The 21,765-nt window shown below is 48.9% G+C and carries 23 protein-coding genes and 2 pseudogenes; 13 read left to right on the plus strand and 12 right to left on the minus strand.

All coding sequences use genetic code 11. The features are described 5' to 3' along the window. A pseudogene (locus tag GEI7105_RS41070) lies at nt 1-157 on the minus strand (DUF4277 domain-containing protein); the annotation flags it as partial. A 280-nt stretch (nt 158-437) separates the two neighbouring features. On the opposite strand from GEI7105_RS41070, the gene GEI7105_RS0118150 reads away from it, so the two are divergent. From GEI7105_RS0118150 to GEI7105_RS0118165, 4 genes are all read left to right on the plus strand, one after another. Continuing rightward, a complete protein-coding gene (locus GEI7105_RS0118150) occupies nt 438-635 on the plus strand; it encodes a hypothetical protein (protein ID WP_017661855.1) in 198 nt (65 codons plus the stop codon). After that, complete coding sequence (locus tag GEI7105_RS36185; RefSeq protein ID WP_017661856.1) at nt 635-1,123, plus strand: type II toxin-antitoxin system death-on-curing family toxin; 489 nt, start codon at nt 635-637, stop codon at nt 1,121-1,123. Before GEI7105_RS0118150 ends, GEI7105_RS36185 begins: the two co-directional genes overlap by 1 nt. Before the next feature lie 107 nt (nt 1,124-1,230). After that, entirely contained in the window at nt 1,231-1,479 is a 249-nt protein-coding gene (locus tag GEI7105_RS0118160) for a hypothetical protein (RefSeq protein ID WP_017661857.1), read from the plus strand. Continuing rightward, nucleotides 1,479-1,721 (plus strand): hypothetical protein, encoded by a 243-nt coding sequence (locus tag GEI7105_RS0118165; RefSeq protein ID WP_017661858.1) that lies wholly within the window; start codon nt 1,479-1,481, stop codon nt 1,719-1,721. The genes GEI7105_RS0118160 and GEI7105_RS0118165 overlap by 1 nt, the downstream gene beginning before the upstream one ends. A gap of 191 nt (nt 1,722-1,912) precedes the next feature. On the opposite strand, the gene GEI7105_RS0118175 is transcribed toward GEI7105_RS0118165, so the two are convergent. The 3 genes from GEI7105_RS0118175 to GEI7105_RS0118185 form a co-directional block, all read right to left on the minus strand. Further along, entirely contained in the window at nt 1,913-2,170 is a 258-nt protein-coding gene (locus GEI7105_RS0118175) for a UPF0175 family protein (protein WP_017661860.1), read from the minus strand. A 160-nt stretch (nt 2,171-2,330) separates the two neighbouring features. Then, nucleotides 2,331-2,666, minus strand: coding sequence for a XisI protein (locus GEI7105_RS0118180; RefSeq protein WP_017661861.1), 336 nt, complete (start codon nt 2,664-2,666; stop codon nt 2,331-2,333). Beyond that, entirely contained in the window at nt 2,654-3,073 is a 420-nt protein-coding gene (locus GEI7105_RS0118185) for an element excision factor XisH family protein (protein WP_017661862.1), read from the minus strand. Before GEI7105_RS0118185 ends, GEI7105_RS0118180 begins: the two co-directional genes overlap by 13 nt. Before the next feature lie 95 nt (nt 3,074-3,168). Between GEI7105_RS0118185 and GEI7105_RS0118190 the strand changes: the two genes are divergently transcribed. The 3 genes from GEI7105_RS0118190 (at nt 3,169) to GEI7105_RS0118200 (ending at nt 5,900) form a co-directional block, all read left to right on the plus strand. Continuing rightward, a complete protein-coding gene (locus GEI7105_RS0118190) occupies nt 3,169-3,525 on the plus strand; it encodes a hypothetical protein (protein WP_017661863.1) in 357 nt (118 codons plus the stop codon). A gap of 252 nt (nt 3,526-3,777) precedes the next feature. Continuing rightward, nucleotides 3,778-5,556 carry a DUF262 domain-containing protein gene (locus GEI7105_RS0118195; RefSeq protein ID WP_017661864.1) on the plus strand — a complete coding sequence of 593 codons (1,779 nt, stop codon included), beginning with the start codon at nt 3,778-3,780 and terminating at the stop codon, nt 5,554-5,556. Nucleotides 5,557-5,642: 86 nt separating this feature from the next. Next, the gene (locus GEI7105_RS0118200) at nt 5,643-5,900 is read left to right on the plus strand and encodes a hypothetical protein (RefSeq protein WP_017661865.1); all 258 of its coding nucleotides are present in this window, start codon (nt 5,643-5,645) and stop codon (nt 5,898-5,900) included. Between the two features lie 473 nt (nt 5,901-6,373). On the opposite strand, the gene priA is transcribed toward GEI7105_RS0118200, so the two are convergent. The 4 genes from priA to gcvP form a co-directional block, all read right to left on the minus strand. Continuing rightward, on the minus strand, nt 6,374-8,842 hold the full coding sequence (gene priA / locus GEI7105_RS0118210) for a primosomal protein N' (RefSeq protein ID WP_017661867.1): 2,469 nt from the start codon (nt 8,840-8,842) through the stop codon (nt 6,374-6,376). A gap of 78 nt (nt 8,843-8,920) precedes the next feature. Then, nucleotides 8,921-9,319 (minus strand): MAPEG family protein, encoded by a 399-nt coding sequence (locus GEI7105_RS0118215; RefSeq protein WP_017661868.1) that lies wholly within the window; start codon nt 9,317-9,319, stop codon nt 8,921-8,923. 139 nt (nt 9,320-9,458) lie between these two features. After that, nucleotides 9,459-10,028, minus strand: coding sequence for a hypothetical protein (locus tag GEI7105_RS0118220; protein WP_017661869.1), 570 nt, complete (start codon nt 10,026-10,028; stop codon nt 9,459-9,461). A gap of 81 nt (nt 10,029-10,109) precedes the next feature. Further along, nucleotides 10,110-13,112 carry an aminomethyl-transferring glycine dehydrogenase gene (gene gcvP / locus GEI7105_RS0118225; protein WP_017661870.1) on the minus strand — a complete coding sequence of 1,001 codons (3,003 nt, stop codon included), beginning with the start codon at nt 13,110-13,112 and terminating at the stop codon, nt 10,110-10,112. Between gcvP and GEI7105_RS0118230 the strand changes: the two genes are divergently transcribed. The 4 genes from GEI7105_RS0118230 to GEI7105_RS0118245 all read left to right on the plus strand — a co-directional run bounded on the left by GEI7105_RS0118230 (nt 13,111) and on the right by GEI7105_RS0118245 (nt 15,700). Then, the gene (locus tag GEI7105_RS0118230; RefSeq protein WP_017661871.1) at nt 13,111-13,350 is read left to right on the plus strand and encodes a hypothetical protein; all 240 of its coding nucleotides are present in this window, start codon (nt 13,111-13,113) and stop codon (nt 13,348-13,350) included. The genes gcvP and GEI7105_RS0118230 overlap by 2 nt on opposite strands. Nucleotides 13,351-13,448: 98 nt before the next feature. Further along, a complete protein-coding gene (locus tag GEI7105_RS37540) occupies nt 13,449-13,718 on the plus strand; it encodes a hypothetical protein (RefSeq protein WP_017661872.1) in 270 nt (89 codons plus the stop codon). 27 nt (nt 13,719-13,745) lie between these two features. Beyond that, nucleotides 13,746-14,807, plus strand: a complete 1,062-nt coding sequence (locus GEI7105_RS0118240; RefSeq protein ID WP_017661873.1) for an AAA family ATPase — start codon at nt 13,746-13,748, stop codon at nt 14,805-14,807. 2 nt (nt 14,808-14,809) lie between these two features. After that, nucleotides 14,810-15,700, plus strand: a complete 891-nt coding sequence (locus GEI7105_RS0118245; protein WP_026097764.1) for a DUF4435 domain-containing protein — start codon at nt 14,810-14,812, stop codon at nt 15,698-15,700. A gap of 882 nt (nt 15,701-16,582) precedes the next feature. Here the strand turns inward: GEI7105_RS0118245 and GEI7105_RS0118250 are convergent. Then, nucleotides 16,583-16,981, minus strand: coding sequence for an ExbD/TolR family protein (locus GEI7105_RS0118250; protein ID WP_017661875.1), 399 nt, complete (start codon nt 16,979-16,981; stop codon nt 16,583-16,585). Nucleotides 16,982-17,146: 165 nt separating this feature from the next. Then, the gene (locus GEI7105_RS0118255; RefSeq protein WP_245555430.1) at nt 17,147-17,773 is read right to left on the minus strand and encodes a MotA/TolQ/ExbB proton channel family protein; all 627 of its coding nucleotides are present in this window, start codon (nt 17,771-17,773) and stop codon (nt 17,147-17,149) included. A gap of 391 nt (nt 17,774-18,164) precedes the next feature. On the opposite strand from GEI7105_RS0118255, the gene GEI7105_RS0118265 reads away from it, so the two are divergent. Next, nucleotides 18,165-19,847 (plus strand): energy transducer TonB, encoded by a 1,683-nt coding sequence (locus GEI7105_RS0118265; protein WP_026097765.1) that lies wholly within the window; start codon nt 18,165-18,167, stop codon nt 19,845-19,847. 646 nt (nt 19,848-20,493) lie between these two features. Further along, complete coding sequence (locus GEI7105_RS38615) at nt 20,494-21,129, plus strand: hypothetical protein (protein ID WP_158413227.1); 636 nt, start codon at nt 20,494-20,496, stop codon at nt 21,127-21,129. Here GEI7105_RS38615 and GEI7105_RS0118275 read toward each other — a convergent pair. Then, nucleotides 21,116-21,379 carry a hypothetical protein gene (locus GEI7105_RS0118275; RefSeq protein ID WP_281167005.1) on the minus strand — a complete coding sequence of 88 codons (264 nt, stop codon included), beginning with the start codon at nt 21,377-21,379 and terminating at the stop codon, nt 21,116-21,118. The two genes, GEI7105_RS38615 and GEI7105_RS0118275, sit on opposite strands and share 14 nt — an antisense overlap. Nucleotides 21,380-21,570: 191 nt before the next feature. Then, nucleotides 21,571-21,765: pseudogene (locus GEI7105_RS0118280) on the minus strand (IS701 family transposase); the annotation flags it as partial.

Raw genomic sequence — 21,765 nt, forward strand, 5'->3', positions numbered from 1 at the left:
TATAAAAGAGGGGATGACACTAATCCCATGCCATTTAAAATCAATGGCTTTAACGACGAGACCCGCGCTAACTTTTTCCGTCTTTTTTTCTCCGTAGTAAGTCGTTGACGATTTCGACAATTCCGATTTCGTCAATGATTCCCGCCACTAACCCCAAGTGGTCTAAATTTTTGACCTTCTACCGACATAGTCTCTTCCTTTTTCTGTATGGCTACATTTTTTGATTGATGACAGAAAAGCTTAGCCGGAAGTCATTCTGCATATCCTACTATTTTTGTCTAAGTCAGTTGGCTCTTGAATGTTATTTTCAAGTCAAGGGGTCAGTTGGCTGAGTCGAAATACCTAATTCTTTTCCGATTCAATTTATACTACTTATACACTACATTTGAAGTGCGGAATGTGGGTTTAAGTTGTCCAACATAGAGAACACAAACGTTATGGCTTCTATTACGATCGAGATCCCCGACGATCGACTCCAACAACTGAAAGATCTCGCTACAGCACAGGGCATCGACCTCGAGATTCTACTGCAAACGAGCCTCGCCGATTGGCTCGACGCCCAGAATGAAGATTTCCTAGATGCAGCAGAGTATGTCTTGACTAAAAATGCCGAACTCTACGAACGCTTGGCGTAATGCGCTATCTCAAACTCCTCGAAGTGCTTGCGTTGCATCGACGCCTCATCGAGAGATCTGGTGGTGCGCTGGGTATCCGAGACTTTGGCTTGCTAGAGTCCGCGATCGCACAGCCGCGCATGACGTTCGGTGGCGAAGACCTATACTCGACTGAAATTGAAAAAGCTGCCGCACTTGGCTTTTCAATCGTGATGAATCATCCGTTCGTCGATGGTAACAAACGCACGGGTCACGCTGCAATGGAAACGTTTCTTCTCCTGAATGGGCGTGAAATCCGCGCCACTGTGGACGAACAAATCGCCACTGCGCGACAGACTCCCGCAGAATTCGATCGTTACGAAACACTTTTGGCGAATCCATCTCGTTCGATCGAGCAGCAACAAGAACTCGACGAATTACGCTGGAATGCCGATCGCTTCATGCTACGCAAAGCCCACGCCGCTGCACTCCTACGCTGGCGAGGTCATATCGTTCCCGCGACGGTCTGATGTCAGAATACATTTCCGTCGAACTGCGCCGTCAGGTGGCAAAACGCGATCGCTAATCGAACCTCCTGAATAGAATTAAAATAAAGCGAGATCGTCCCCAACAGGCTATGAACGAACTCCTTCAACAAGCATTCGATCGCCTCGCCGAACTTCCCGAAGCGCAACAAAGGGCGATCGCTACTCAAATCTTACAAAAACTCGATCGCCTGCAATCCACCCCAACCATAACCCTCGACGTTGCCCTTAAAGATCGTGTCGGACGCCTTTCCTTTGAACCTGCCGACCTCTCCGAACGCACCCGCGAAGCATTTGGAAGAACTCAACCCTGTTCGGACAGGAACAAGGAGGTGATTTGATGCAACACTCACGCCATCTTTCTCTATCTTCTAACGGACAAGAACAGGTGTTAACCATTCCGCCAGACTTGTCCCTATCCAGTACAGAAGTGTTAGTACGCAAAGTGGGCGATCGATTAATCGTCGAACCGATTCCTCGCGATTCCTTGCTTTCTCTACTGAAAACCTTGCCAGAACTGACCGAAACTTGGCCGGATATCGATGAAGGACTTCTTCCTCTCGATAACATTACCTTGTCGTAGAATCGACATCACGCGATCGAACCCTGTGAGTAGAATTGGGGTAAAAGAAGATCGATAACTGACGCGAAAGTGTCACTCCCCAAAATCCTGACAGATTTCATCAATAAAAACTTGCGGTAAAATGTCCGCCTGCTGACTTTTAAACAGCGAAATCAGCGGCGAGGCGTCGATCGCAACTTTGTCGATCGACATTACTCGGTCAAATCTTGCAACTCTTCCCGTAGCGTCTCGAGATCGGTTTGAAACGGACTGACGCGATAGCGACTGAGTTCCTCGATAAACTCTGCACGAGTCAATCCCGCCACCTCCGCAGCTTTACCCTGCGAAAGTAATTCCAACTCGTACCATTTCACGGCTGCTGCAATTCGCATTTCGATCGCGAACTCGCTCGGGCTAGTTTGTAGTGCAGAAAATACGGAATCTGGTAAGTCGAGAGCGATTTGAGTCATGAGATTCAGGAAAATGGGGTTAATACCTATAATATGGAAGTCGAGCCAATGTCGATCGAATCAAAATTGGATCGTGAGAGCGATCGCACCCTGCGAGTAGAACGATACTTGAAGATATTTGAAAGATGACATCTGGAATTGACGAAATTAGATCGATCGCTCAACTGGCGGAGTTTTCTGCTAAGGCGCGATAGGATGGAGGAACCACCCCCACCACAATTCGATCGCCTTCTATTCCCAATTCCTTTAACGCATCTGCAATTCGTACATCCGTTTGATTGCGTTGAATCCAAATGCGATCGTCGCGAATTTCCAAGTGAAGGACAGAATCGTAAATTCGTAAATCCTCCTGCCATCCCAGATTGACGAGGAGATAACGATCGCGATCGCGATCGAATACCAACTCGGTTTCGATATCCAGATTGAGATAGGTTCCACGACTGAGTTCCGTCAAAAGCGACTCGATCGCCGATCGCATTTTTTCTAACCGATCCATTGCACGATCTCCTCTAAAATTGGGTTGTAGATAATCAGCTTAATCTCGTAGCGTCGCACGACATCGCGGGGCAGGTCGCGTTGAAAAAACGAACGATAGATCGATAGGGGAACGGCAAGATAGAGAACGCGATCGGGGTCTAGAGCTTCCAATACTAAACGATAGTTGAGAAACTGACCGATCGCCGGATGAAAATCTGACAGTGGCGAGTCTGCCAGAAAGCTTTTAACCTCAACTGCGATCTTCTCGCGATCTCGTTCTGCAGCCACTACGCGATCGCCTGCTAAATCAATTTGTACGACATCGTTCGCGCCATACTTAAGCCAAAGCGGATCGTGGGTAATTCGCCAATCTTGCTTTTCAAGCCCCCGTTTAACTGCTTCGCGATCTCTGTCGCGTGCTGACATATTTGAAGTATAGATCGGATAGCTATTTGTCTATTGACTCACCACCGGCGATCGAATCCTGTGAGTAGAATTGGGGTAAAAGAAGAGCGATCGCCATGAAGACCGTCGCCATCCTTCTCATCCCAACCCCCGATGGTTCCCCTGTCTACCATGCCATCTCTGGCGACAAACAATCCAGTGGAAAAACCGCAGGACAAGCCCTCGACGCCCTCACCGCCCAACTCAGCGATACAGATTTTGGCGGTACGATCGTCCTGCAAAGCTTTCGAGGCGATCCTTACTTTAGCGAAGGCCAAAAGCAACGTCTCGCCGAACTGATGGCAGCTTGGCGGGAGGCACGCGATCGGGGTGTTGAGTTCGATCGACAGTTGCAAGCCGAACTTGAAGCCCTCACCGAAACCGAACTGCAAGCGGCGAGCGATCGGAGATGTTTAGAAGTGTTCGATCGGTAGTATTATCTCAAGCTTGGGGAATCGCGGTTGTCAGGGTGAGTTGTGCTTCTTAAACTTGACAATTATCTGCCTATATGATTTATACTTAAAAACATACAGCGTTTCCCTGGAAAGTGAGGGACACATAGCCCTTGCTACATAAGGGCTTAAGCCATGAATTTGTACCTCATCAGGTTGAGAAACGCTGTATACAAAAATATCAATATTACTAGTCATATCAATTGTTATTTTTTTGTGCGGAGACTTGATTAAATGGCAGAATTAGTTTCTCAACCAACCTCAATCCAATCAGTCTATAACTGGTATAGAGAAGATCGTTTATCTGTAAACCGTAGATACCAAAGAAAATTAGTCTGGACACTAGAAGAAAAACAAAAGTTAATTGAATCAATCCTAAAAAAATACCCTGTACCAGCAATTTTAATTGCAGAGAGAGACGGCTTGCCTGGAAACTATGAAATTATCGATGGATTGCAACGACTACAATCTATAATGTCATTTATAGAAACTGCATTTCCCACGCTAGACGGCAAATTTTTCGATCTTCAGGGATTTCCAACAGCTAAAAGCCGTGCAGATGAGGGTTTATTTGTCCCAAGTGAAGCTGAGGAACATCTTTCCCAAAAAGAAGTCAGTACCATACTTGACTACAATCTAGCTATTTCTGTCATGCGTAATGCGACAGAAGCCGAAATTAATGATGTTTTTGATAGAATTAATACATACGGTCGTCGCTTAAGCGATCAAGAGCGGCGTCAAGCTGGAGTACAAAACGATTTCTCCAATATGGTTAGAGACATTGCTTGTACTCTTCGAGGAGATTCTACAGCAAATGTACTTCCACTGCACTTAATGCCGTCTATCAGCATCGATCTTCCGAGAACAAAACATGGCTATGCAGTTCAAGCTGATGAGGTGTTTTGGGTAAATCAAGGTATTTTGCGCTCGACTGATTTACGGGACAGTATGGATGAGCAATGTATTGCAGATATAGCTGCATGCATTGTCGGCGGACAACTAATCGAGCGATCGAAAGATTCTCTTGACAAGATTTACCAGCTTGGCAGTCTCGAGTCTGAAAGAATATCAGACTCACTTGAAGTCTACGGTAGCCAGAAATTTGCTGATGAATTTAAATATTGTGTCGATGAAATAATCAAATTCTGTAATGAAGGTCAGATTCAAAAGCTTAGAAATATTATTTTTGAAAATAGAACAACGAACCCTTTTCAATCAATTTTTGCTATTATTTTTATCGCTTTTCATGAGTCTATCATAAAAGATAATAAAAAAATAACTGATTATGCTGGGCTTAAAAAATCTCTTAAAAATGTAGGTGAAAAAATAGGAAAAACAAGACGAGACACTTCACCCGAAGAAAGGCGCAAAAATATAGATATGATAAAAGGATTAATAGGAAGCTACTTTGTTGAAGAAGATATAAAATCCCAAATTTATGGAAATCATTCGACAACAGATATTGAAAGTGCTATTCGGCGATCAGAAATTGAGCTGCCTAACTATGAATTAAAGCAAGGTATTCTTTCCCTCTCGAGCCAGCGTAGTATCGATAAAGAGGCTCTTTATAAAACTTTAAAAACAATCTCTGCTATTGCTAATATTGGCACTGAAACAGTTGGAAAAGTTATTGTTGGTGTCACAGATAAAGATGATCATGCAAATCGTATTAAGGATTTAGATGGAATAGAACCCAAAAAAGTTGGGAGGAGATTTGTGGTTGGAGTCAACCGAGAAGCCAAAGCATTAAGAAAATCAGTAGAAGACTACTTTTCGTTCTGGAGAAACAGCATAAAAAATTGTGAAATATCTCAACCCCTAAAGGATTCAGTTTTGTCAAGTATGGATTTTAATTCATTTTATGGATTGGGAATTATTGTTATAACAATAATTCCTCAAAAAGAACTTTCATATTTTGGAGAAGACGTTTACTATCGTAAAGGTGATGCAACTGAACGAGCAACAACTGCGAAGGAAATTGCTAGTTTAGCACAGCGTTTTTCAAAGCTTTAATATCTTTCATTCTTGATGATATTCAATTTTAAAGTTGAGCCGCATCAAAATTCTATAATTCATAGATATAGGCTAGACATCCATCCATGCTATTTACTGAATTACTCCCTGCTGTCAGTCAGCTTTCTCATCAAGATAAGCTACGCCTCATCCACTTTCTTCTTTTAGAAGTCGCGAAAGAAGGAGGTTTCGAATTGCAAACTCCCGAAACTCAAGCTCAAGAGGAGTTACTCAACCAGTTACAATCGACCGAAGCAGTAGTTTGGTCGCCTTACGAAGCGGACGAAGCAGCACAAACACTGTCAGAATTACTAGAAGCAACGCAACCCGAAGATAATGCTTAACGGCAAACGATTTTCTTTTACAGAGCGTACCAATAGCTTGGGGCTTTCTAGCTCCTTGCCCTATCTACCGATTTCGCTAACTTACCAAAATCGCTCTCTAGACACGATGGCTTTACTGGACACGGGCGCAAGCGTTAATGTATTATACGAGATCGGCTTGCAACTAGGAGCCGTCTGGAAGGAGCAAACGGTTCCAGTTCAGTTGAGTGGCAATCTAGCTCGGATGGAAGCGCGAGGATTGGTTCTATCAGCGACAGTTGCAGATTTCCCCCCTGTACGACTTGCATTCGCTTGGACGCAATCGAGAGACGTGCCGTCGATTCTGGGTCACATGAATTTTTTCGCGGAGTTTGATGTGTGTTTCTATCGGGCTGATTTGGCTTTTGAGGTGCATCCGAGAGTTAAATAACCTGCTACACAGTCAACCGTCCGATCCTGTTGCATCTTAGAGTGGAATTGCCGCAAAATCACCATCAACCAAAATTCAACGGATCGATATCCACCGACAACTTCACCGTCTGCGGACAAATCTGCCTCAACCGATCGATCGCCTCCTGCAACTCAATCCCCACATTCCCCTCAAACTTTAACAGAATCTGCCAGCGAAACCGATCGGACACCCGCATCACCGCAGCCGGAACCGGGCCCAACAACTCATACCCCGCTTCCGGTAACAACGCCTCCCCCATCTCCATCGCCGTTCGTTCCACCAACGCCGCATCCAACCCACTCAACCGGAACAACACCAACTTCCCGTAAGGCGGATAGTTCAACACCTGACGCTGGGCTAACTCCTCCTCCACAAATGCCTCGTAACAGTGGCGGCGAACCGCTAAAACCACCGGATGTTCCGGCGTGTAAGTTTGCAACACCACTCGCCCAGGATCGTCGCCGCGTCCCGCACGGCCCGCCACCTGCGTCAACGTCTGAAACGCCCGTTCTCCCGCCCAGTAATCCGACAAGTTCAACAAACCATCGGCGGCGACAATTCCCACCACTGACACCGACGGTAAATCTAACCCTTTCGTCAACATCTGCGTTCCCACCAACAACTGGGCGTCTCCCTGGGCGAAGCGCGTCAGTAACGCCCGATGCGCCCCTTTCCGTCGCGTGGTGTCGCTGTCGAAGCGAATCGCTTTCAAGTTCGGGAACTGTCGCCCCAACTCCTGCATCACCCGTTGGGTTCCGCTTCCGAAAAATTTGAGATAGGGGGAACCACACTCGGGACAACTGGGGGGATGTTGGCGGGTATAACCGCAGTAGTGACAGCGGAGGAGTTTCGTCGCCCCTTCGTGGGTGTAGTGATAGGCTAGGGAAACGTCGCAATGGGGACAGTCGAGGACGTAGCCGCAACTGCGACAGGAAACGAAGGTACTGTGACCCCGACGGTGGATAAAGAGGATTCCCTGTTGTCCGGTTTCCGAGAGGTTCTGGAGGGATTCTTGCAACGCAAGGCTGAAAATGGATTTGTTTCCCCGTTGGAGTTCTCGTCGCAAATCCACGATTTCGATGGGGGGAAGGGGACGCGATCGCACCCGTTCGGGTAAGGAAAGATAATGTTTTTCCTCTCCGCGACAGTCCAACCAGGTTTCTAACGACGGCGTCGCCGAACCGAACACCACCGGACAATCTACCAGTTGCGATCGCCATTTCGCTACGGTTCGCGCGTGATACGTTGGGGCGGGGCGATCCTGTTTGAAACTGCTGTCGTGTTCCTCGTCGAGAACGATTAAGCCCAAATTGGGAAGCGGGGCGAATACCGCCGATCGCGTTCCGATAACCACCTGCGGTTCTCCCGTCAGCATTTGTCGCCAAGTGTCGAACCGTTCCCCGTCCGAGAGGGCGCTATGGTAGACGCAGACTCGTTTTCCAAAGCGGGCGCGAAAGCGATCGGTTAACTGCGGCGTCAGTCCGATTTCGGGAACCAGAACTAACGCAGACTTCCCAGAACGCAAAATGGGTGCGATCGCCTGTAAATAAACCTCCGTTTTTCCCGAACCCGTTACCCCGTGAAGCAAGGCTTCGGCGTATCCCGAAAAGCCCAAAATCCGCTCTAACGCCGCATTTTGGGCGGGGGTGAGTTCCTTTGGGGCGTCGGCGTTCACCGCTTCCCCCATTTCCCGGCGCAGAATTTCCCGTTCCTCCACCACGACACAGCCACAGCGTTCCAACGCCGACACCACGCCGCGACTGGTTCGCGCCAGTTGCATCAAATCCGTCAGCCAGAGTTCGCCCCCCTGACGTTGCAGAAATCGTAAAACTTCCCGCTGTCGCGGCGTCAGTTCCCCATACACCGCAGGATTGGCGTTCAGCAACGTCACCGCCTGTTGCAGTTTCGGCTTAGGAACCCGAGGCGGTTCGAGATAACTGTCTACCCATCTGCGATTGACGAGATCGCGAATTCCCCGACGCGCCCCGCGAATTTGTTGCTGAACGTAGGCGGCGGTGTAGCTTCCCGACTTCGACTGTTGCAACAGTTCCAACACCCGACGCGCCACGGGATTGAGAAACTGTTCCGCGCCGCTGGGGATGTTGTCGGGGTTCAGTCGCAACCGACGTTGCGATCGCCTCAGCAATCCCGGCGGTAAGGCGATGCGAATCACTTGAATGAGGGGAGTACAGTAGTAATCGGCGACGCGTTGCAACAGTTCCCAGTAACTCGGGGGGAAGAAACCGGGGGAGATAACGTCATCGATGGGTTTGATGTTGGTGGCGTCGAGTTCCTGCGGGGGAGTGTCGAGGAAGCGAACCGCGATCGCGCCGACTTGCTGGGAACCGAAGGGAACGCTGAGGATGTCGCCGGGATTGAGGGAAATGTCGTCGGGGATGCGGTAAGTGAAGAGTTTGTCGGAACCGGGACAATCGACGAGGACTTCCACGTAGGGGGCGGTAGAAGGGGGCGACGAATAGGGGGCGTGCGGTTCGGCGACAATGGCAATCATGATAAAATGGGGGTGATTCTGTTCATTTTATAGGAGCTTCACCACAGAGGCACAGAGGACACAGAGAGGGGCGATCGCCTAGGTGAAGTTCTGATATAAATTCAAGACGACGCCGACGAGAGACCCCAGCAATAACACCATCGTCATTAAAGACCCCATCCCAAATCCAAGCATCCGTTTTTCCGCCGCTTGGTAATAGCCCCAGGCGTATAAAATGCGTCCGACAACCCAAATTGCACCGAGGACAGCGCCCCAAATTTCGCTGACAAAAATCGAAAAAATCCAAAGCAGGGGAAGGAATAAAATCAATTGCTCGGACGTATTTTGTTGAACCCGAAACGCCCGTTCAAATTCTGGATTTCCCGAAATCGAAGGCGGCATCACTTTATGTTTGGCTCTCGCCCGTCCCACGTTGATGGTAATGACGAAGTAAACCAGAAGGGCGAAAACGGTAACTAAAGCCGTCCAAGGATACATAATTTAAATCCTAAAAAATACGGTATGTTTAAATATTATAGTCTCAATTTTATTCCCCGCGCCACAGCATTTTATACCACTCTGAAACGATATTTTGATAACTTCTCCGTGTCCTCTGTGTCTGGTGTGGTGAACTCTCTCAAAACCCAATCCGTACCGGCTGGCGAAAATCCGTCGTTTCCACCACCAACTGCGTCACCCGCACTCCCGACGGCGTATTAAACAACAAATCCATCGATCGCACCTCTCCCGACGCAAAAGATTTCCTCGAAAACTCCAAATCGTACTTATAATCGATTTCCGAGACGCCGTACTCGTTGCCCTCAGAATCGACAACTTTCGCCAAAAACAGCAAAAATGGGGCGTCCTGAGCCTCCTGGGGTTCGCTATGGGCATTTTTAATCCCCACTGATACCACCGTCCAACTGTCTTCCGCCTTATACACCGCCGACTGACCGCGATAGGATTTTCCCGACGAGATCGCGTCCGTCACCCGGAATTCCCAACCATCTAAGGCGGCGTTTCCCGTCGTCAGAGGTTCTGGGGTGGGTGTCGCCGGAGGCGTCGTCGAAGCCACTTGCGTCTCCGGCGACACTTCCGCCGACGAAGCGGGTTCGCCAGCCATATCTTCTAAGTCTGGCACCATCGCCGCCGAACATCCCGTGAGTAGGAGAACCGACGCACTCAACGCGATCGATCTTTTCCCCATTGGTTCACACCCACCTTAACCTGATACTGTTCCCGTTCTGGGGCGGGAAGACCCACCCCCAAACCTTACGCCATTTCGCCCCTAAAAGTCAGCGTCGAAATCGTCGTCAAAATCCTCTGCTTCAGTCTCTTCAGCATACGCCTCCATCCCCACACAAGAACAGACCAAATTGCGATCGCCAAACGCCGCATCGATACGACTGACTGGAACCCAATATTTATGTTCCCGCGTCCAAGGTGCCGGATACGCCGCCTTTTCCCGAGAATAAGGACGATCCCAATTGTCCGACATCAACGATTCCGCCGTATGAGGCGCGTTTTTCAACAAGTTGTTCGACTCGTCCACCTCGCCCCATTCCAAGGCTTCGATTTCACTGCGAATCGCCACCATCGCCTCACAAAAGCGATCGATTTCCGCCTTCGACTCACTTTCCGTCGGTTCCACCATCATCGTCCCCGCCACCGGCCAAGACATCGTCGGTGCGTGAAACCCGTAATCCATCAACCGTTTCGCCACATCGTCCACCGTAATCCCCGCCGACTTACGAAGCGGACGAAAATCGAGAATACACTCGTGGGCGACCAACCCCGACTCTCCTTTATATAACACCGGATAAAACGCATCCAACCGACGCGCCATGTAGTTGGCGTTGAGAATCGCCAGTTTCGTCGCCTCCGTCAACCCTTGCGCCCCCATCATGGCGATGTACGTCCAAGAAATCGGTAGAATGCTGGCACTTCCCCAGGGGGCGGCGGAAACTGCACCAATGGCTTCAGAATGAGTTTCGCTGTGGGGCGAGACTACCGAATGACCCGGTAAAAACGGCGTCAAATGCTGCACCACACCAATCGGCCCCATACCTGGACCACCGCCACCGTGGGGAATACAGAAGGTTTTGTGCAAGTTCAAATGGCACACGTCCGCCCCGTAATCCCCCGGACGACAAAGTCCCACTTGGGCGTTAAAATTCGCCCCGTCGAGATAAACTTGACCGCCATATTGGTGAACGATATCGCACACTTCGACGATGCTTTCTTCAAAAACGCCGTGCGTCGACGGATACGTCACCATAATCGCCGCCAGTTTCTCGGCGTGTTTCTCCGCCTTCTTCTTCAAATCTGCAACATCGATATTTCCCGCTTTATCGCAGCGAACCGACACCACCTTCATCCCGCACATCACTGCACTGGCGGGATTCGTTCCGTGGGCGGATTCGGGAATCAAACAGACATTGCGTTGGTTGTCGCCGCGATGGTGGTGATAGGCGCGAATCACCTGCAATCCAGTATATTCTCCCTGAGCGCCCGAGTTGGGTTGCAGTGAAATCGCCGCAAATCCGGTAATTTCCGCCAACCACGCCTCCAGTTGTTGGAACATGAACTGATAGCCCCGCGTTTGAGATTTGGGGGCGAAGGGGTGAATCTTGCCAAACTCGGGCCAGGTAATCGGAATCATTTCCGCCGTGGCGTTGAGTTTCATCGTACAAGATCCCAGGGGAATCATGGAGGTGGTGAGGGACAAATCCTTGGTTTCCAGGCGATGCAGGTAACGCAGTAACTCGGTTTCCGAGTGGTACTGTTCGAACGCGGCATCCGTGAGATAGGGGGTTTGTCGTCGTAAGGGAGACTTCGCTAAGTTCGAGTCGGAGGTGGCGGCGAGTTGGCGAACCTCGTTGAGGGTAAAGGGTAACTCGTCGCTGTCGGCGAAGATTTGCCACAAATCCATTAAATCGGCGTCGGTGGTGGTTTCGTCGAGGCTGATGCCGATTTGGGTATCGTTGAGTTTGCGAAGGTTGATGTAGTTTTTCGCCGCCCGTTGCACGATGGTATCCGCCGAACCCACGTTGACGGTGAGGGTATCGAACACGGCAGTTTCGCCGAGGCTGAATTTCAACCGTTTTAAGCCTTCGGCTAACATAACGGTGCGCTGGTGGACGGTTTCGGCGATGTGACGGATACCCGCCGGGCCGTGATACACGGCATACATGGACGCCATCACCGCCAGGAGAACTTGGGCGGTACAGATGTTACTGGTGGCTTTGTCGCGGCGGATATGTTGTTCGCGGGTTTGCAACGCCAAACGCAAGGCGGGTTTTCCGCTGGTGTCTTTAGACACGCCGACGATGCGCCCCGGTATTTTGCGCTGGTAGGTTTCTTTGGTGGCGAAGTAGGCGGCGTGAGGTCCGCCGTAACCGAGGGGAATGCCGAAGCGTTGGGTACTTCCGACGGCGATGTCTGCACCGAATTCGCCGGGAGGGGTGAGGAGGGCGAGGCTGAGAATGTCGGCGGCGACGGTGACGATCGCCTTCTGTTCGTGGGCAGTTTCGATAAACTGGCGGTAGTCGCAAACTGCCCCGGTGGTGGTGGGGTATTGCAACAACGCCCCGAAGACGGGGGTACTGAAGTCGAAGGTTTTCCAGTCGCCGACGATAATCTCGATATCGAGGGGGTTGGCGCGGGTTTTGACGACTTCGAGGGTTTGGGGGTGGCAGCCTGCATCAACGAAGTAGGCGTTGGCTTTGGATTTAGACGCGCCGAGACTGAGACTCATGGCTTCGGCGGCGGCGGTTCCTTCGTCGAGGAGGGAGGCGTTGGCGATTTCCATCCCCGTTAAGTCCATCACCATGGTTTGAAAGTTGAGGAGGGCTTCGAGTCTCCCTTGGGCGATTTCGGCTTGGTAGGGGGTGTATGCGGTGTACCAACCGGGGTTTTCGAGGATGTTACGTTGGATGACGGGGGGCGTGATGCTGTCATGGTAGCCCGTTCCGATGAAGGATCGAAAGATTTGGTTTTTTTGGGCGATCGCTCTGAGTTGTTGCAGGGCTTGGGCTTCGCTGAGAGGTTGGGGGAGGTTGAGGGGTTGTTTGAGGCGAATTTGGGCGGGAACGATCGCATCGATGAGGGAATCGATCGAATCGTACCCTAAGATTTCCAGCATTCGATCGATGTCTTGGGGAGTGGAACCGTTATGACGCTGGACGAATGCCAGGTTGGGCGGTGTGGCGTGAGACGTCGCAGGCGGCGCGGTTTGGGCGTCGTCGGATGCGGACGGTTGGTTGTCGAAGGTGGCGTTCAAATCCAGCATGGCACGTTTTTGTAAGGTGTCAGCAGCAGAAGAGGGTCAGAGGGTCGGACTCCGACGGCTTCTCTTCTTAACACAGTGTAATAACTTCGATCGCTCCTATCGAGGGGTAGCCGTCGGGGATTTTGGGCAATCGGCGGCGCGATCGCTCGTCTGGGGAAGCGATCGCGCGGTTTTTCAACTTCGTTTAGGGTGTGGCGAATGGGAAGGGATGGAAGATTCTGCGAGTTGCAAAGGTTAGAAATTCCAATCCATTCGGGTTTTGCCCTGACGCACTGCTGGCGGCGAGGAAGACGCAGCGACTACATTACACTTAAGTTAAGGGTTCTTTATTTTCTTATGACACTTGCCGAACTCAAAGCGACGCTTCTGGGGCTAAGTCCTGACGAAAAGCGCGATCTCATTCAGTTTCTTGCCAATAGCTTGACGCGCGACTCGGAAGCCGAAGAATCTGTTCCGTTATCGGTGTTTTTTCAACAGTCACCGCTGACTGAGGTAGCCGAAGATCTCGATTTAACACGGGATGCTTTTACGATCGGAGTCTCTAAACCTTTGATAAGTCGGAGTTTGGGCTTCGTTAATCAACCTCATGTACTCAATTTTTATTGAAATAAACCTGTCTTTTTTATAACGCTAATGAAAGTCCAGTCAGTCCAACTCAAGTATTTTAAAAAATTTCGTGATTCTTCCTTATTGGATTTTACAGATCCCGAAACGGGATTGGCACGAGACCTCATTGTTTTAATCGGAAACAATGGTGTGGGAAAAACCAGTATTTTACAAGCCATTGCAGCCACGCTAGGAGTCGCGACGGGACGATTGGGAAACGTGACTGAATTAGAATGGTCGGGATTTCATTACGAACTTTTAGGAGCCAACTGGGGAAGATTTGCGCCAGAAGTTGAAGTCCAAGTCCAATTTTCGTCTACCGAAATCCAGGCGGTTCGCGAATTTCAGGAAAAATCACAGGAGATGGGACGCGATTTACATCCTCCTTCTGCCCAGCATCTAGTAACTCTCCAATGGAAAGATATCAAAGTGCAGGCGAATACTGCGGCGGAATTTTTTCAATTTAAAGGAAGAGAATATGCGAAGCAACTGGTTCGTTTTGAAGGGTTCCAAGTGTTTGAAAAAGTAGGTACGATACTTTGGTACACTGAACAGAGAACTTCCACGAGCTTGACGCCCGAAAACCCCCAAAACAAGATTGAAATTACTAACAATATTTTACGAGATAGACTATCGAAGTGGCGACAATTTCATCAGGATTTAGGGGGCGAAAAAATTCGGGAGCTACGCCCTGGACAGAAGGATTTATATGCCGAAATCGAACAAGCTTATAAAACTGTGTTTCCAAAACGAAGTTTTGAAGGGCCAGTACCGCGAGCTGAAATTGACGATATTTTAAGCGAGCCTTGGTTTTATCTCTATGATGGTAAAAATCAGTATGAAATTTCAGAAATGTCAGGAGGAGAACGGGCGATATTTCCTATATTGATGGATTTTGCAAGTTGGAATATCCACAATTCAGTTATTTTGATTGACGAGTTGGAATTGCACTTACATCCGCCTATGCAACAAGCCTTGTTAAGAGCTTTGCCCAAGCTGGGTAAAAACAACCAATTTATCATTACTACTCACTCAGATTATATAGAACAACTCGTTCCAGAATCTCATATTATTCGTCTTGAGGTGTGAGCGTGAGTGTTGTTAGTCGTGGAATTTTTCTTTTTTGTGAAGGGAAGCAAACTAGCTTGGACTATCGATTACTGTCCAAAATAACGGAAGAAATAGCGGCGGATCGATGCACGATTGTATCGGCGGGTGGAAAGTTTGGCTTTTCTGTATTTGCTCAGGGCTACTTCTTTCCTGAAGAACTCACGAATCAGAAATATATTGTTTTTCGCGATCGAGATTTCGATGTCCAACCTACCCCAAACAGTCAATTACTCCATTTGGGGAATAGGAGGAGAAGTCGGAGGGTTATCACCACGTATCGTTCTTGCATCGAAAATTATCTTTTAGATCCGATTTTAATCCATCAATACTGGAGAGAAAAATTTCAAGAAAAACTTGAGACTGCATCGAAATGGGGACATGGAGATTCGCCTGGTATTGAAGCGATCGCAGACTGGATTGAAACGAGTGCAAAAAACTTACAGTTCTACCAGGCTGTACGTTGGGCGTTGGGGGATTTATTGCGAACCAGTGCAGCTCGCGAACACCTCAAAACCACTTGGACGGGTGGGAGTGGTAAGCTTCCTGAATCTTTGACCCTTCAAGACTGCCAACAAGAAGGGGTAAAATTAGTCGAAGAATTTAGAAAGGCGGCGTTGTCGATAACACCTGAAAATTTTTTAGATCGTTTAAGCCACTATCAAGAATATTTTAGTCAGGATGAATTTTGGGCAGAAAACCGCTACCTGATTTGGTTTCACGGGAAAGACCTTCAAAAAGAAATGCAAAGACAACAATCGAATTACATTTCTTTGTCGAGTTTTTTTGAATGGGCGATCGCTCGACTCGATATGACTCAACATCCCGATTTGATGGACTTAAAAGCAAGAATAGAAGATTTGCTGGAAGATTAAGTGGTTTGTTCCCAGTCTATACTTTCCGTATAAGCTCCCCGGCATCTTGAAGATGCCGGGGAGCTAGAGTCATACATCATTTAATTTTCATGAATTAGCTCGTTTGAGATATTGACTTTTAGGTCTGCTTATAATATGGATCTTCGCTTCCGATCGAACCCTCCCAAGATCGCGCCCCTGTCCACCTTTTCGATCGAACCTCCTTTATAATAAATGCAATAAATCTTAATAAAAATTCGTTGAACACGAACTATCCAAAACACTTAACCACTAACTATAGAATTCCAAGCTCTCTCTGATGATGCCTGACGTGCCATTGAGTTCAACTTTTTGGCAAAAGGAAACTTACGCGCCAATTCTTTGCATAGCAGAGAGAGACGAGCCTTCTCTACTTTAGACTCATCTCGCCATAACCTTACTGCTTTGTTTCTGATAGACTGAGCAGTTCTTATGGCTTCATCTAAGGCTTTATATTGTGCCTTGGACCCATTCAACAACTTGGCTTCTCTTACTATCATGATTTTTTTTACAGGACTTTATTTTGGATAACTTTATTTTTAACATAAGTTAACCGTCCTAGAAGGACGGAGGTGCATCTCAATGAGTGCAAAAACATCAGTTTGGGGTGGCAAAATTCCCGATTAGCACTTCCGGTATAAGATCCCCGGCATCTCCAAGATGCCGGGGATCTGGAAATTGAGTGCGCCCAATTCGATGAATTTACATTTTTGAGATGCACCCCCCGTTCCCGATTCCCTTGTTGTCTCAATTTTCTTACACAACTGATTTAGGGTTGCTATAGAGAGACTTGTCAGGTTGGACAAAACCAGTGTTTGAGATACGGATTCCGTATGACTGGTGACTGTCAACAGCCTCAGCTCTTCACTGTTGTTTCGTGGAAATCCCCAATCGGACGCCTTCGATGCCTCGCAGACTGTCCATGACGGCGACAACGCGGCCGTAATCGACCGCTTCATCAGCGGCGATCGCCACGATGAGAGATCCACCGTTGACCTTAGCTGACACGCGATCGGGCAGTTCTTCCAAGGTAACGGTTTCGCGATCGAACGCTAAATTTCCGTTGGCGTCGATCGCGATAATCGATTGGCGGTTCGTTTGCGATTCGGCATTTTGCGCCTGCGGCAAATTCACGGGCAAGCCTTCAGCACGAGTGAGAAACAAGCTCGCCATAATGAAATAGGTCAAAATGGCGAAAATCATATCGATCGCCGGAACGATATTGACCTGAGCTGGAGGATCGTCGTTTTCAAAAATACGCATAATTTGGGTTGATAGTTGGGTTTTTAGGGAACGGAGAACCGGGAACGGGGAACCGGGAACGGGGTTTGAGTCACCAGTCACCAGTCGCCAGTCGCCAGTGAAGACAGTGAACAGATAACAGTTTCTCCCCCTCTCCCTTTCTCCCCCTCTTCCTTGCTCCAAACACTACTGCGACGTACTGACAGCTACGTTCGATCGCCCCTCAGAATCCGATTCGAGGCGGTTGAGACAGAGGAGTTCTAGATAGCTGCCACAGGCTTGGATGGCGGCTAACTGTCGCTTGTAGAAACCACGAAAGATGTTGGCGAAAATCAAGGTGAAGATGGCGACGATCAACCCTGCTGCGGTGGAAATCAACGCTTCGCTAATGCCACCTGTCACCATCATGGCGCTACCGCTTCCGATATCGCCGAGTTGCAACGACGCGAACGATCGAATTAAGCCTAAAATCGTCCCCAACAATCCCAACAGAGGCGACGCGCCAATAATGATATCGAACGCCGTGTTAAACCGCCGCAGTAAGGGAAGTTCTTGCTGAGTCGAGCTTTCGAGCGCTAGACGCACCGCCTCCGGTGAGGGGTTCTGCAGTTCGACGGCTTCGAGGAAAATTCGCGCCATCGGTAAATCGGCGTTTTGCCGCAACCGATGCGCCGCCGTGTAGGGATCGTCGCTGTAACGGTTTAGCGCCTCCCGAATGACACGGCTTTGGCGGCGGTTGACGCGAGACCAAAACACGACTCGTTCGGCAATCAGCGCGATCGCCACGATCGAAAAAATCAGGAGCGGAATCATGACCAGTCCGCCCGATTGCAAAAGTTCAAACACCAACATGGGACAACACCACAAACCCGCGAGAACGAGGTCGCGATCGCCGAGGCAGCCGCAACTGTCGCACTCATTTTTCAGTAATGATTCTCAATAGACTCTAGGCTTAACGAAAACTATTGTCAAGTTTTTTAGATGAGTTTTTGAGAATATGTTCCTGAAAAGCCTTTCAGATAAGAATTTCAAAAATAAGATCGTTTGATATTCAGGATTAAATTGCAGTTGACAAGTACGGCCAGCTATCGTAAGCTCTGCAATTATCAGGAAGAACTTTCAATAAATCGAGAGGGATTCGCTCGTGGCAGCGGTGCGCAGCACCATCGCGTCTTTCCCCAGACCTCTTACGAAAACTCGACTCATGGCATCCGTATCCGGTATCGGCTACTCACAGATCGCAACCCAACACCGAGAACGCAACGCTCGCAACGTGAAGCAATTCCTGCTGCGGGGATTTATCGGTTCGACAGTACTGCACGGGATTCTGATGCTGTTGCAGTTGGGGGATTGGTGGGCGACGCCTCTGGAGTTTTCGCAAACGCCCCTCGACGAATCGCTTGAAACTACGCCGATTCAGATTTTTGTAGAAGCTCCCAAACCGCCGCAACCGGAAGATACCGAACTGGCTGAAACTGCTAGCGAGAGCGGGTCTTCGGGAGGATCGAGTGGAGCGCGATCGCCTTCCGAACCGGCGATGGCCTCGCCATCGAACCCGCCACCCAATGCCATCGCTGCGATCGAAGAACCCATTGTAGCGGAGGTTCCCAAACCGAAGATCGATCGTAAATCGCAACCGCCAGAACCGGAACCGGAGAAACCGGAACCCAAAGTCTCGGAGATGACGCCAGAAGACGAGTGGACGGAAGAACCCGAACCGACAGAACCGGAAAAAGAACCCATCGAACCCGACGATCGAGAGGTGACCGCCGAGAAACCGGAACCGGAAACTCCCGAAACTGAAGCCCCAGATACCGAAACCCCAGATACCGAAACCCCAGATACCGGCGATCGCGATGCAACAGAGGACGAGACAGAAACCCCAGACACTGAAGACAGCGATGGTTTTGGACAGTGGGACGTGACGTCAGATTGGTTCGGAAATCCCAGTGACGGAGAAACCAACGGCGACGAGTCCGCACAACCTAACGGAGATGGTGGAGAAACGAGCAACGAGCGAACCCCAGATAGCGGAGAGGGTGACGGAAACGGCGAAGGAGAGGGAACCGGTAACGGAAACGGCGATGGAAACGGTGACGGCGAGGGAACTGGTAACGGAAGTGGAAGTCGTACCGTCGCCTGTCGCAACTGTCCCCGTCCAGAATATCCCCGCAGTGCCTTAAACGAAGGTGCAGAGGGAACTGTCAGCGTCAGTGTAGACGTAGACGATCGCGGAAATATCGTCAACGTGCGATTGGTAGGATCGAGTGGAAACGCCGATCTCGATCGCGCTGTTCTCGACGACGTGCGCGATCGCTGGCGGTTCCAATCCCTCGAGGGTGGGGCGAACGATGTAGTCGTTGAAGTGGAAATGGCGATCGAAGGCTCAGAACGGGCGCGAAACGCTCGGGAACGGGGCGAACGGCGATCGGTGGAAATTCCATCTTCAACGCCAAACGAGACAGCCAACGAGACACCTGCGTCTAATCCATCATCTGAAGACGGAGCGATCGACGATAAAACGTCTCCAACTTCAACGCCAACTCCCGTTGAAGAGACGGCCGAAACCGAGTCGGACGTTGCGCCCAAACCCACGCCGACACCAGAGTCAGCGATCCCCGAAACAGAAACGGAGTCGGAACCGATTCCCGAATCCACACCGACGCCGATGGACGAAACCCCAGCATCGGACGTTGAAGAAACGCCTCCTCCGGTAGAAACCCCCGTGGAAGAATCCACGCCACCTGTAGAAGAGTACGCGCCCAAACCGACAGTTGAAGAATACACACCGCCCCCAGTTCCCGTGGAAACGTATACCCCAGCCCCGCCACCTGTAGAGACGTACACGCCACCGCCATCGGACAGCAAAGTTCCGGTCAAAAAGTGACGTACTCCCGACATCGATGCAAGCATACGATGCGGGCTTCTCCCACCTGCTGCATCTACAACGATCTCTGTGTCCAGAGCGCAGGATTCGAGCGTTTTAGAGTGAGGAGACGCCGGGTGCATCTCACTTTCCTAAATACACAAGTTCGGCAATTTGTCAATATATTCCTCAAGGACTGCTAGAAGGGGATTTACTCATTTAAGTATTTATACTTATCGCAGAATTGAGATGCACCCGAGACGCCCATCCCCACTTTTAAGTTTCTTCTCCCCAAAGGAGGCTTGCTTTTTCACATCTTCTCTTTCAACCTTGGAAACGGGGGACTTGCGGCAATTGCCTACGGGTCGGTCAACTCCAGTTGTCGGCGGAAGGAGCCAATTCGCAGAAGAGTTTTCTGGGCACTTTCTGAGTTCATTAGACCTTGCCGCTCGGCTCTCCCGGCCGACGCTCACCAAGCACGGGTAGAGCGCGGGGCTTCTCGCCGAGGGAGCTAAACGGCATAAAGCTGCAAAAAATTTTACAATGTTAGGGTTTTAGTGATTTTTTTGAATCATAGCTTCAGCAGAGACTTGAAAATATTATTGTGGGGCTATTTATGATAGTGATAAAAACAATAATTCAAAAATTCAGAAAGATTTTAAGTAAAGTGTTATGGGGAGCTTCAATTGTTCTTCATTTAGTTGCGATCGGATTAATTCTTGTAATTAGCACAGGTCATGCTCCCAAATACAACCTGGACAATGAAATCATAGAGCTAGTTATATTTTTATTATTTTACTGTACCATTTTGTCCATATGTTTATCTATTTTTTATAGCGTTCTGTATATTAAGAAAAGCAAAAAACGAAGTCGTTTGGGAGTTCTTATTGTAAAAATCCTAGTTCTCTTGGTTTATACTGGGTCGCTAGTAATGTGGAATTGGCTAGGCAATCTTGCTTCTTCTAGTATTGCAAAAGAGACCTCATATACTTCACCTAGCGGTCAGAAGGATCTGATTTTCATAAAATATTGTTATATTCATTGTTTAAATGAAGTTTATGAGAAGCAAGGTACTGTTCAAAGAAAAGCTCATATAAGAAATGTAAGGATGATTTCAGGTGACAAGATTACAGATAGAGCGAGCTTTGGTGGGGATGATGAACTAAGAGATCGATATCTGAATTCATTTCACGATCCGTCCAACATTAATATAGTCTGGAGCAAGGACGAGAAAATTGCAACATGGACGGTTCAAGTTGAATCGAGAACAATTGAAGGTGTAGTCATTTTTAGAGACGACTAATGAAGTTTAGTGACAATTTTAAAAGAAGCATTGCGGAATAGATAATACTGCTATGCTTGAGACTAGCCTCGGTTTTAATCGCCTGAGAATCTAAATGTGTTCGTCCGGTTCGATCGCCGAAATGTCGCAACCAATGAATCAACTCGTCTCTTGTGGAAATGTCGCCGTTCGATCGCGTATCGAGAGTCCCTAACTTATAAAAATACGGCTGTAACTCCGCTTCTTCTTCCATGATTTCCAACAGCTTCACTCGCTTAGCTTCGGGTACATCTCAAAAATGTAAATTCATCGAATTGGGCGCACTCAATTTCCAGATCCCCGGCATCTCCAAGATGCCGGGGATCTTATACCGGAAGTGCTAATCGGGAATTTTGCCGTAACTCCGCTTCTTCTTCCATGATTTCCAACAGCTTCACTCGCTTAGCGGTACTTAAACAAATTTCAAGCCCAAACCAAGCCAAAACGCGCTTTGTGAGCGGCAAACAGGTCTCGATTCTCGTTCAGCCATGCCACAAAACGAAAAGACATGGCTGTCCGAAAAGCCTCTAAAGCATCTACAAAAGTTTCCAAAGGTTGGTTCGCCCACTTCCTTCGTAAACCGCCCGTCAACTTATGCCAAAGGATAAAAGTGTAGGC

Source organism: Baaleninema simplex PCC 7105 (assembly GCF_000332355.1).
In the GTDB taxonomy this organism is placed as follows: Bacteria; Cyanobacteriota; Cyanobacteriia; order Cyanobacteriales; family Geitlerinemataceae; genus Baaleninema; species Baaleninema simplex.